Source organism: Rummeliibacillus pycnus, assembly GCF_044359855.1.
Lineage (GTDB): Bacteria > Bacillota > Bacilli > Bacillales_A > Planococcaceae > Rummeliibacillus > Rummeliibacillus pycnus_A.
Map to the genome: position 1 here is coordinate 3,343,052 of NZ_CP132291.1, position 12,351 is coordinate 3,355,402.

The 12,351-nt window shown below is 34.0% G+C and carries 11 protein-coding genes and 1 other annotated feature; of the genes, 8 read left to right on the forward strand and 3 right to left on the reverse strand.

All coding sequences use genetic code 11. The features are described from left to right. The first annotated feature begins 168 nt into the window (after positions 1–168). Complete coding sequence (locus tag Q8X41_RS16235) at positions 169–936, forward strand: prolyl oligopeptidase family serine peptidase (protein ID WP_397537281.1); 768 nt, start codon at positions 169–171, stop codon at positions 934–936. 52 nt (positions 937–988) lie between these two features. Beyond that, complete coding sequence (locus tag Q8X41_RS16240; RefSeq protein ID WP_397537282.1) at positions 989–1,297, forward strand: metal-sulfur cluster assembly factor; 309 nt, start codon at positions 989–991, stop codon at positions 1,295–1,297. A gap of 188 nt (positions 1,298–1,485) precedes the next feature. On the opposite strand, the gene Q8X41_RS16245 is transcribed toward Q8X41_RS16240, so the two are convergent. Next, positions 1,486–2,208: a Crp/Fnr family transcriptional regulator gene (locus tag Q8X41_RS16245; protein ID WP_397537283.1), complete on the reverse strand. Its 723-nt coding sequence runs from the start codon at positions 2,206–2,208 to the stop codon at positions 1,486–1,488. A gap of 202 nt (positions 2,209–2,410) precedes the next feature. On the opposite strand from Q8X41_RS16245, the gene Q8X41_RS16250 reads away from it, so the two are divergent. Beyond that, on the forward strand, positions 2,411–4,558 hold the full coding sequence (locus Q8X41_RS16250) for an ATP-dependent Clp protease ATP-binding subunit (RefSeq protein ID WP_397537284.1): 2,148 nt from the start codon (positions 2,411–2,413) through the stop codon (positions 4,556–4,558). Positions 4,559–4,771: 213 nt separating this feature from the next. Here the strand turns inward: Q8X41_RS16250 and Q8X41_RS16255 are convergent, their stop codons facing one another. Beyond that, entirely contained in the window at positions 4,772–4,975 is a 204-nt protein-coding gene (locus Q8X41_RS16255; protein ID WP_397537285.1) for a YjzD family protein, read from the reverse strand. A 189-nt stretch (positions 4,976–5,164) separates the two neighbouring features. Between Q8X41_RS16255 and Q8X41_RS16260 the strand changes: the two genes are divergently transcribed. Beyond that, a complete protein-coding gene (locus tag Q8X41_RS16260; RefSeq protein WP_397537286.1) occupies positions 5,165–6,103 on the forward strand; it encodes a beta-ketoacyl-ACP synthase III in 939 nt (312 codons plus the stop codon). A gap of 27 nt (positions 6,104–6,130) precedes the next feature. Continuing rightward, a complete protein-coding gene (gene fabF / locus Q8X41_RS16265) occupies positions 6,131–7,366 on the forward strand; it encodes a beta-ketoacyl-ACP synthase II (protein WP_397537287.1) in 1,236 nt (411 codons plus the stop codon). Between the two features lie 470 nt (positions 7,367–7,836). Here the strand turns inward: fabF and trpS are convergent, their stop codons facing one another. Then, entirely contained in the window at positions 7,837–8,826 is a 990-nt protein-coding gene (gene trpS / locus Q8X41_RS16270; RefSeq protein ID WP_397537288.1) for a tryptophan--tRNA ligase, read from the reverse strand. Between the two features lie 43 nt (positions 8,827–8,869). Beyond that, positions 8,870–9,089 (reverse strand) — a binding site (T-box leader). A gap of 518 nt (positions 9,090–9,607) precedes the next feature. Between trpS and spxA the strand changes: the two genes are divergently transcribed. The 3 genes from spxA (at position 9,608) to Q8X41_RS16285 (ending at position 12,343) form a co-directional block, all read left to right on the forward strand. Further along, the gene (gene spxA, locus Q8X41_RS16275) at positions 9,608–10,003 is read left to right on the forward strand and encodes a transcriptional regulator SpxA (protein ID WP_397540291.1); all 396 of its coding nucleotides are present in this window, start codon (positions 9,608–9,610) and stop codon (positions 10,001–10,003) included. Between the two features lie 365 nt (positions 10,004–10,368). Continuing rightward, positions 10,369–11,022: an adaptor protein MecA gene (gene mecA, locus Q8X41_RS16280; protein WP_397537289.1), complete on the forward strand. Its 654-nt coding sequence runs from the start codon at positions 10,369–10,371 to the stop codon at positions 11,020–11,022. Between the two features lie 199 nt (positions 11,023–11,221). Next, positions 11,222–12,343, forward strand: a complete 1,122-nt coding sequence (locus Q8X41_RS16285; protein WP_397537290.1) for a competence protein CoiA — start codon at positions 11,222–11,224, stop codon at positions 12,341–12,343. Positions 12,344–12,351: the final 8 nt, after the last annotated feature.

The window sequence follows — 12,351 nt, forward strand, 5'->3', positions numbered from 1 at the left end:
AATGTGTATTTACGATTATTATGATTATTATAGCCATACATGTGAAAATATTGTGACTAAAGGAAAATATATATAAAGTTTATCCTTTCTATAAGCTTTTAGTCAAAGCTTTGTAACAGTTCCTATTTTTTGATAACATTGCAATATAGAAATTAGGGAGTGAATTTAATGAAAGTGGATCATGAAACTTGGGGCAATATCCCTTTACTTCATATATATAATGAAGAAACTGTCAGTGCTGAATCGCCAGTAGTCATCTTTTTGCATGGATTTCAAAGTGCAAAAGAGCATAACCTACATTATGCGTATCAACTAGTGAACAAAGGTGTACGGGTTTTAATGCCAGATGCACTTTTACATGGCGATCGTGAAGAAAGTCTAGATTCGATTCAACTAAGTTTACGTTTTTGGGAAGTTGTCCTTACTTCGATTGAAGAAGTCAACTTTTTATATGAGAAATTGAAAGAAAAAGGATTACTTGCAACAGATAGAATTGGGGTGTCAGGGACTTCAATGGGTGCTATAACTACAATGGGGTGCTTAAAGGTATATCCTTGGATTAAAACTTCAGCTGTCATGATGGGTGCTCCTGCATATGTTGAATTGGCAAAAGGGCAATTGGCTGAAATCCAAGAAAAAGGGTTTAAAATCCCTCTAACTGATGTTGAATTAGATAAAATGCTAACAACATTAAGTTATTTTGATATGAGTAAGCATCCGGAAACAATGGCAGGAAGACCTGTATTATTCTGGCATGGTAAAAAAGATCACATGGTTCCATTTGCTCCTACTTATGCATTTTATGAAAGTATTCAACAAGATTATGCAGAGCATCCTGAGAATATAAGTTTCATCGTTGATAAAACGGCTGGACATAAAGTATCTCGTCCAGCAATGTTAGCCGGAACACAGTGGCTTGCAGACCATTTGGCATAATCAAATAGTAATGTTATGATGAAGTTAACACTGTACAGAAAGGGGAAACACCATGGATGCAGATTTAAAAGAAAATATTCTAGGTGCCTTAGAAAATGTTATTGACCCTGAACTAGGAATAGATATTGTAAATCTTGGTTTAGTATATGATATAGATTTATCTGAAGAAGGTACTTGTATTGTTACGATGACACTTACTTCAATGGGATGTCCATTAGGTCCAGTTATTGTAGATCAAATTCGTACAGCATTATTCGATATTCCAGAAGTAAAAGATGTCGATGTAAATGTTGTGTGGAATCCACCTTGGTCTAAAGATATGATGTCTCGTTATGCGAAAATGGCATTAGGTATTCGATAATATAAAAATTCAATCAGTGGAGCTCTCTAGCTTTCACTGATTTTTTTGTTTTATTTAGCCAACAAAACAGATGCGTTAAATAGATCGAAGACTTACTCACATAAAAACAAAAAGCTTGGCGCATTATTAAACAGCGTACCAAGCTTTTTGTATAGTTATTTTATAGTTGGGTATATATATGATGACTATTAATCAATACGACAAACACTAACTGGGCAATTTTCACATTCGCATTCATCTTTTAAATAGTTCACATTATGGACTGTAATAATACTCTTTTCAAAGGATAATACCTTTGACTTTTTTAATTCATTCAGCATTCGATTAATTACTTCACGGCTTGTAGCGCATAGATTTGCAAAATCAGAATTCGTTAAAGGATAATCGATTACAATATCTCCGTTTTCTTGTAATATACCATAAGTATTTGTTAATCGAATAATAGTGGAATAGAGAGCACCTTTTTTACCATACAAAAGTAAATCACGCAATTTGGATTGTGTTTTTAAATTTTGAAGTTGTAACCATTTGATACACTCGATTAATATATCGGGCTCTTGACTTAAGCACATTTCGAATAAGTTTTTATCAAGTGTAATAATATTCGAAATTTCTAAAGCTTTAGCACTTAACGGATAATAGCCTGTTTTACTAAAAATAATACCTTCACCGATACAGTCATTACTATCACAAATACGAAGTGTCAATTCTTTTCCACTGACAGTTTCTTTGGATAAAATGACTTTTCCTGATACAACGTAGAAAATGTCCTTTACTGGTTCTCCTTCTAAGCATAAGTGGCTGCCTTTTGAAACTTTAATTAAAGAACCATTTTCTTCGAAAATTTTACGGATTTTAGTTGGAAGTGGTTCAATCTCATAAAAAGTTACCATATCATCAACAACCTTCACTTAGTTTTCTCAATTATAACATAGGAATTTAGAATTATATAAGATGATGTGAAATGTCACATTTATTTTAGATTTTAGAATGAAAATGGGGGATTTCAAAAGTCAAAAAAGGTCAAACATTTCTCTTTACAATTAAAACTAATAGAATTATAATGTAATTAATCAAAAGGTCAATAAAGGTCAAACAAAGGAGTTGGATCTTATGCAAATGAAAATGAACAATGAAGAACAAAAAAGCCCATTGGAACAATTTGGACGTAATTTGGTGGAAGAAGTTAAAAAAGGTAAAATGGATCCTGTGATTGGTCGTGATCAAGAAATCCGAAATGTCATTCGTATCCTATCTCGTAAAACAAAAAACAATCCTGTATTAATTGGTGAACCAGGGGTAGGTAAAACAGCAATCGTAGAGGGGCTAGCCCAACGTATTGTCAAAAAGGATGTCCCTGAAGGTTTAAAAGATCATCTTATTTATGAATTAGATATGAGTGCATTGATTGCAGGTGCTAGCTACCGTGGTCAATTTGAGGAAAGATTGAAAGGTGTCTTAAAAGAAGTAAAAGAAAGTGAAGGACGCATTATTTTATTCATCGATGAAATTCATACGATTGTAGGTGCTGGTAAAACAGATGGTGCAATGGATGCAAGTAATATGTTAAAACCAATGCTTGCTCGTGGTGAACTTCACTGTATCGGTGCCACAACTTTAGATGAATATCGTATGTATATCGAAAAAGATCCTGCATTAGAACGTCGTTTCCAACAAGTATTAGTACGCGAACCATCTGTAGAAGATACAATTTCAATATTACGTGGTTTAAAGGAAAGTTTTGAGTTACATCACGCAGTGAAAATTCATGACCGTGCAATTGTTGCAGCGGCAGAACTTTCAAATCGTTATTTGACAGAGCGTTTCTTACCAGATAAAGCAATCGATTTAATCGATGAAGCTTGTGCCATGATTCGTACAGAAATCGACTCCATGCCACAAGAACTCGATGAAGTGACACGTCGACAAATGCAACTTGAAATTGAAGAACAAGCATTAGTGAAGGAAAAAGACGAAGCAAGTAAAAAACGTCTAGTTGTATTACGTGAAGAATTAGAAAAACTAAAAGAATCATCTAAAGCGATGAAAAATCAATGGGAATCCGAAAAAGCTTCATTGCACACAATTCAAGAAAAACGTGAAACATTGAATCGCTATCGTCGCGAATTGGAAGAAGCAGAAAATCAATATGATTTAAACAAAGCTGCAGTTTTACGTCATGGTAAAATTCCAGAACTAGAAAAAGAATTACAAAGTTTAGAAAAATCTTCGCAAGAAGCGAATGATGCTCGTCTTTTACGTGAAGATGTTACATCAGAAGAAATCGCTTCAATCGTTTCCAGATGGACAGGCATTCCAGTGACAAAATTAGTAGAAGGTGAACGTGAAAAATTATTGCATTTGAAAGACACATTACATGAACGTGTAGTAGGTCAAGATGATGCAGTTCGTTTAGTAACAGAAGCTGTATGGCGTGCAAGAGCTGGTATTCAAGATCCCAATAAACCAATTGGATCATTCTTATTCTTAGGACCTACAGGTGTTGGTAAAACAGAGTTAGCAAAAGCATTAGCTGCACAATTATTTGACTCTGAAGATCACTTTATCAGAATCGACATGTCTGAATACATGGAAAAACATAGTGTATCTCGTTTAGTTGGAGCACCTCCAGGCTATATCGGTTATGAGGAAGGTGGTCAATTAACAGAAGCTGTCCGTCGTAATCCATATTCAGTCATTTTATTAGACGAAATTGAAAAAGCACATCCAGATGTTGCAAATATTTTACTTCAAATTCTGGATGATGGTCGTATTACAGATAGTCAAGGACGTACAGTAAACTTTACGAACGCGGTGATTATTTTAACTTCTAATATCGGCTCAAATTATTTACTTGATATGAAAGATCAAGAAAGCAAACATGCGGTTGAAGATTTAGTCATGTCTGCATTAAAACAACATTTTAAACCAGAATTATTGAATCGTTTAGATGACATTGTGATGTTCCATTCATTAACTGATGAACATTTTTATCAAATAGCTAAAAAATATATTGGCTACTTACAACAACGTGTAGCAGAACAAGAAATTGAACTAGTGGTTGAAGAAGATGTTCTACAATGGATTGCTAAAGAAGGTGTAGATCCAGCATTCGGTGCTCGTCCTTTACGTCGTTTCATCCAACGTAATATCGAAACGATTGTCGCTCAGGAATTATTAAAAGGTGACACATTACCAGGGGATAAAGTAATTGTATATATGGATGGTGACAAAGCGTCAATTCGTAGTGAAAAAGCTTAATACCATACAAGCATAACTAATGAATAGAGTCACAAAGTACGAAAGGAATTATCGTATTTTGTGGCTTTTTTAGTTGGATTACAATAATAAGTTAATTGTAAATCGATATATTTTAGTAAAAGTAAGAAGTCTGAAAAGCACCAAATTGTGATGGTTTAAAATGGGTCTTTTATATAAGAAAAAATCCTGCCTTTATAATGGGCAGGATCTTCATTATTCGTGATGACCGATTTCTTTAGGTGAATCCTTTGGAAGAACTGCATCAATTACAAGGATTAATACAGAAAATACAAGTGACATCCATAAGCCTTTTGTAAATGCTGGGCCATCTAATGGTACATTGTTAATAGAGCTGACTACATAGTTTAATGTCGAAACTAATAGTGCAGACCATACAACTAACATAATATATCTCATTTGTTTCACCTCTAACAGACTTTTCTACCTGTTCTATAATATCATATATAGCCGTTTATTTAAAAGAAACTTTTCGTCTTCTTTTTTATTATTGGCAAAGTTATGACGGATTGTTGAAAAGTAAAAACTTATTCGTTATAATTAAGACCAGATACTAATAATTGATAATAAGAAGAGAGGCGCTACCTCATGAATGCTGGGATTATTGGAGTAGGAAGATGCGTTCCAGAAAAGGTCGTAACAAACTTTGACCTTGAAAAAATGATGGATACTTCCGATGAGTGGATTCGTACACGTACTGGAATAGAAGAAAGACATATCGCAGAAGATGATCAAGATACATCAGATATGGCATTTGAAGCAGCTGAAAATGCTCTTAAAAATGCAGGAATTACAGCAGAGCAAGTTGGATTAATTTTAGTTGCAACTGTAACACCGGATCAACCATTCCCAAGTGTTGCATGTATGATTCAAGAACGATTAGGTGCAACAAACGCTGCAGCTATGGATCTCTCTGCTGCATGTGCTGGTTATATTTATGGACTTATTACAGCAAAACAATTTATCGAAAACAATGCTTATGATTATGTTTTAGTAGTTGGTGTAGAAAAATTATCTAAAATAGTCGACTGGTCAGATCGTAACACAGCAGTTCTATTTGGAGATGGTGCAGCTGCTGCGGTTGTTGGTAAAGTTTCTGAAGGTAGAGGGATATTATCATATGAGCTAGGAGCAGATGGTACTGGTAGTAAATTCCTTTATCAAAATGAAAATGATCATATTGCGATGAATGGCCGTGAAGTATTTAAATTTGCTGTTCGTCAAATGGGTCAATCCGCATTAAATGTGATTGAAAAAGCAGGATATACTAAAAATGATGTAGATTATTTAATTCCACACCAAGCAAATATTCGTATTATGGAATCAGCAAGACAACGTTTAGACTTACCACCTGAGAAAATGTCTACAGCCATCAAAAAGTATGGTAATACATCAGCCGCTTCTATTGGGAATGCATTAGTAGAAGAATTAGAAAACGGTAAAATTCATGATGATAATTTACTAGTTTTAGTAGGTTTTGGCGGTGGCTTAACTTGGGGTGCAGTAGCAATCAAATGGGGAAAATAACACAAAGGAAAAGTGAGGAATAAAATCATGACAAAACGGCGAGTAGTAGTGACTGGTATTGGAGCAGTAACACCACTAGGAAACGATATTTCAACAACTTGGGAAAATATTAAAGCAGGTAAAGTTGGAGTAGGTCCTTTAACAAGATTAGATCAAGAAAAATTCCCTGCAAAAGTTGCGGCAGAGGTAAAAGACTTCGATATAGAAAAATATGTTCCTAGAAAAGATGCTCGTAAAATGGACCGTTTCACACAATTTGCATTAGCTGCTTCAATTATGGCAGTGGAAGATGCAAACCTTGAAATTACACCTGAACTAGGTCTACGCACAGGTGTTTGGATCGGGTCTGGAATTGGCGGGATGGAAACATATGAACAACAATTTATGAACTTCATTGAAAAAGGCCAACGCCGTGTTAGCCCATTCTTTGTACCAATGATGATTCCGGATATGGCTGCTGGCCAAGTATCTATTCACTTTGGCGCAAAAGCGATTAACTCATGTACTGTAACAGCATGTGCTTCAGGTACAAACTCAATCGGTGATGCTTTTAAAGTAATCGAACGCGGCGATGCGGATGTAATGATTGCTGGTGGAGCTGAAGCACCGATTACGAATATGGCAGTTGCAGGGTTCTGCTCAAATACAGCATTAACACTAAATCCAGATCCACAAACAGCATCACGTCCATTTGATAAAAATCGTGATGGTTTTGTTATTGGTGAAGGATCAGGTATTTTGATTTTAGAAGAATATGATCATGCAGTTGCACGTGGTGCCAAAATCTATGCAGAAGTAATAGGTTATGGTTCAACAGGTGATGCGTTCCATATCACAGCACCAGCTCCAGAAGGTGAAGGTGCAGCCCGTGCAATGAAACAAGCAATTGATGATGCTGGGGTAGCGCCAGAGAACGTCGATTATATTAATGCGCACGGAACAAGTACACCATACAATGATTTATATGAAACAAAAGCAATGAAAACAGTCTTCGGAGAACATGCTTATAAATTAGCTATTAGCTCAACAAAATCAATGACAGGTCATTTACTTGGTGCAGCTGGAGGGATTGAAGCAATTTTCTCTGTATTAGCTTTAAAAGAAAGTATTTTGCCTCCAACGATGAATTTAGAAACACCTGATGAAGAATGTGATTTGGATTACGTTCCAAATGAAGCACGTAAACAAGAAATCACATATGCATTAAGCAACTCACTAGGTTTTGGTGGTCATAATGCTTCATTGTTATTCAAGAAATTCTAGAGCATTTAATGATTTTTAAATGCTTATCAAAAATAGTAAACAAAAACACAGGGCAAATAAGCTCTGTGTTTTTGTTTTACAATTAATATAGATAAATAAGCCCGTTGATCTCAGCTGCGGGCGGACGCCAAGCCGCAATTCGAATTTCTTATATGCGATGTAATTCAGTGAGGTTCATACATAGTCTTGCTTGCCCGCGGAAAGTGCCCAAATTTAGCAGCTATCTACTAAAAAGACTTTCTCATGAATAGAGAAAGTCTTTTGCTCATAGAATGTAAAAAATAGTAAAGGATTTATGCTAATGAAAATATTAATTTTTCTAATTTGTTATGGTCTTATTGTGATAACTTCTACGCACATGATTTTGTATTTAAACTATCGAGCATTAGGGTATACATGGACAACCGTTTTTACTTTTATCTTACAGACTGTCGATTTTAAAATCTTCGTTGTATCATGTATTGGAATGCTTATCGTCTTTTTCTTCCCAAGCCCATCGCAATCTCCATCTTAGAAACTGTTTCACTAGCAATTGCATTTGCTTTTTCAGCGCCAATATCTAGAATGTGATCTAGTTCAGATGAATTGATTAATTCTTCGTATCTTTCTTGAATTGGTGTTAAATGGTTGATGATGCTTTCAGCAACACCAGCTTTAAATGCTCCATAACCTAACCCTTCATATTTTGCAACTAAGTTATCAATTGAAACATCAGTTAAAGAAGATTCAATTATTAAAAGGTTAGAGACACCCGGTTTGTTTTCAACATCGAATTTTACAATACCTTCAGAATCTGTAACGGCAGATTTCACTTTTTTCTCAATATCTTTGGCAGAGTCTAAAACGCGAATCGTTGCTTTTTTGTTATCATCCGATTTACTCATTTTTTTCAATGGGTCTTGTAATGATTTAATACGAGCACCGTTTTTAGGTAATTGAATTTCTGGAATTTTAAATGTTTTTCCATAACGTTTGTTGAAGCGTTCTGCTAAATCACGTGTAATTTCAAGATGTTGTTTTTGGTCCTCGCCAACTGGAACAATATCTGTGTTATAAAGTAAAATATCGCCTGCCATTAAAGGTGGATAAGTTAATAACCCAGCTGATACAGCATCTTTACCATTAGCTTTATCTTTGAATTGTGTCATACGTTCTAGTTCACCAATGTAAGATGTACAAGTTAGCATCCATCCAGCTTGTGCATGAGCTGGAACTTCAGATTGGATAAATAATGTTGACTTATTAGGATCAATACCAGCTGCAAGATAAGTTGCTGCTAAGGTACGAATGTTTTTGCTTAGTTCATCACTATCTTGTTGTACAGTGATAGCATGTTGGTCTACAATACTGAAGATGCAATCATAGTCATCTTGCATAGCGACAAATTGACGGAAGGCACCGATATAGTTGCCTAATGTAATAACGCCTGTTGGTTGAACACCTGAGAAAATTCTTTTCATGTAATAATTCCTCCTTAGAAAATAAAAAAACATCATGCATCCCAAAAGGGACGAATGATGTTTTGTATCCGCGGTACCACCCAAGCTTGTCGAAAAATCGACCACTCAATCTCTTAACGTGAGATGCCCGAGCTTCACTACTACATGATGGTTCATAAAGCTAACTCAGAAGTCCATTCCTCATAGTGTATGATCTGTTCACACCTTCCACAGACTCTCTACACATACTTACTACAAGTACTACTCTTCGTCTTCGTTTTAATTATTTATGTTGAAGATTATAATATAGCCCAATTTAAATTTCAAGTTTCTACTTTATTAAATATACTATGAAATTTGCCTGTTTTTGATACATAAAGCAATCTTCATTTCAAAATATTTGTCTAAAAGCTAATTTTTTTGGAAAAAGCTTGTGTAGAAAAAAATAAAAAAATGCAACCTTTTGAAATATAATACGTAGATATAGTAAAACGTAAATTATTTTCAATTTCAAGTTGCTAAATGAGAAAATTTTTATTTTCTTTTGATGTTTAAGAGCTATAAATTTTGGTAATATTAAAATTGTAAGTGAGAATTACTCTACACGTTTTAAATAAAAAGCTTAAAGTAGTAGAATAATTAGACATAAATCAATTGAAATAATTTCTTTTTTTGTGTATATTCAAATGATAAAATTTGTTGTATAATGATGTTAGACCTCTTTATTAGAGTAATTCTAATTTAAAAATAGCTAAATGTTTATATAATTTAACTAACATTTTGAAAGGGTGTGTTTGATATGATGGTAACATTATTTACATCACCAAGTTGTACTTCATGTAGAAAAGCAAAAGCATGGTTAGAAGAACATGAAATTCCATATAAAGAAAGAAATATTTTTGCTGAACCACTTAGCATTAGTGAAATTAAAGAAATTTTACGAATGACTGAGGATGGAACAGATGAAATTATTTCTACTCGCTCTAAAATATTCCAAAAACTAAAAGTGGATTTAGAATCTTTACCACTACAACGATTATATGAATTAATTCAAGAAAATCCTGGGTTATTACGTCGCCCAATTATTTTAGATGAAAAACGTTTACAAGTTGGTTACAACGAAGATGAGATTCGTCGATTCTTACCACGTAAAGTTCGTGCTTATCAATTACAAGAAGCACAAAAAATGGTGAACTAGTCACATAAGTTAATGATTATATGTACAAGCTAAGCTAGAGCTCCGCTTATTAGAAATTTGGAGTTTTAGCTTTTTTGTTTTTTAACCATTATTAAAAAGGCAATAAGGATGATCGATATGAGGCAAACTTCATAACAATATAGTATTATTCTTAAAATGAGTTACGTTTCGATAAGTTTTACTTGTAAACGTAAACAACTCTATTATATTTCATATACTATTGTTATTTCTTGAGATTTATCCTTTTCATTTTTCGCCATCTCGTCATACAATAGTAAGAGACGCTGTTTATGTGGTACACCTTCAAGTATCTGGCTAGCAGACAAATCTTTTTAGAAGTAGTGACCGGAGGGAGTTGTGTAAGTATGGATATGGAACGCATTAATGAGAATACACTAAAACTCTTCATTTCTTATCTTGACATTGAAGAACGCGGTTTCACGAAAGATGAAATATGGTATAACCGAGATAAAGGCGAAGAACTCTTCTGGGTAATGATGGAAGAGATTACTGACGATATAGATTTTGAAATGGATGGTCCATTATGGATTCAAGTCGTAGCAAAAGAAACTGGACTTGAGCTAACTGTTACTTCTGCCAAATTCACTTCAGATGGATTGCTTGATTTACCATCAAGTCTAGAAGAGAAGAGAAAGTTTTTCGAAAATGCGTTTAGTGGTATGGATATCAAATCACATGAATTTGATGAAATTTTCATCGACTCAGATGAATATGTTGATGGCTATACGTTTGTACTAAATGAATTTGATGATATCATCGACATAGCATATAGAATGCCAGAAGAAGCAAATTTCGAAAATTCATTATACGAAATGGACGGCAAGTATTATCTGCACGTAGAATTCGATGAAGAATACTCTATGGAAGAACTAGAGAATTATTTAAGTGTTATTTCTGAAGGTGCGGAAGAAGCTGATACGACGATCCATTTGTTAGAGGAATACGGAAAGGCAATTATGACTGATCATTGTTTTGAAACAGTCAGAAAATTTTTTTAATAAATAAATGAAGTAGGGGTGTCTTGAAAGTATAAAAAATTACTTTTAAGACACCCATTTTATATTTATAGAGACATCTAACGTTTATCTTTGACGCGAAAGGAGTTGTTCAAACGGTAATTTTGAATAACTCTTTTTATTGCAAGTTGTATAGAAAATTCTTACAATTAAAATAGGAGGTGATACTATTTTAACAGCGTTGAATGCGAATAAGCAGTTATTCGTTTTGACAAGGCAATATGCAAGAGATCAACTGATAGAATTACGCAATCACGAGCAGTTTTACTGTCCCAAATGTCAGGAGCCTGTTCATCTGAAAATAGGACAAGTGATGATTCCACATTTTGCGCACAAAAAACAGAGTAACTGCCAACAAACTTTTTCAGAAGGTGAAACAGCAGTACATTTACTAGGAAAACATCAATTGTATGAGATGTTCAAGAAACTACAGTTAAATGTACAATTAGAGCCTTATTTACCGGTATTAGCTCAACGACCTGACGTTCTAGTTGAAAAAGAACAACAACAATTTGCGATTGAATTTCAATGCAGTACGATTCCTATTCCCCAAATGGAAACTCGTACAATAGGGTATCTGCAAGCAAATATGATTCCTATATGGATTTTAAAAACCCCAAAAGAAAAGCAACCTTACAAAAATGGTATTCAACAAATAAAACTATCCCCATTTAAACAACAATTTATCACATATATTCAAAATCATGCGCATATCATTACTTTTGATCCGGAAAAAGCAGCTTTTTTATACTTTTCACATTTAATCCCATTAGGAGGTTATCGTTTTATTGCAAATGTAAAGCATTTATCTATAGAAACTCAACATTTTCCTTTTTTAAATGTTAAAGAGCCTTCCAAAGATGAATTTCTTATCTATTGGCAGCTTTGGAAAAAGAACAGACAACAATTCCTAAAGAGACGATTATTTATAAGTAAAAATGGGGTACAAGATTCCTTTTTACGAGCGTGTTATTTTATGGGCTGCCATGTGGAAAATTTACCGTTATTTATCGGCATACCTGTGTCGAAAACAAGCAGCTTTTCTGTTTTTGAAGCTGAATGGCAGATGCTATGGTTGTTGTTTTTGCTGGAAAAAGGATACGACTTCAAGTATATATCTTCGTACTTTATCGATGAATTTAGAAAGATGTATCCAGTATTATTTATAAATAAATATGCTGTGAAATCACTACAAGATTATAATGAAATACTTAAAAAAATAGGTGTAACGCATATTAACAGTATATTTGACGAAACAGCGCTATATCGGTATTTATACGTTCAATTTCTTGCAAAGCATTAAGAAAATTG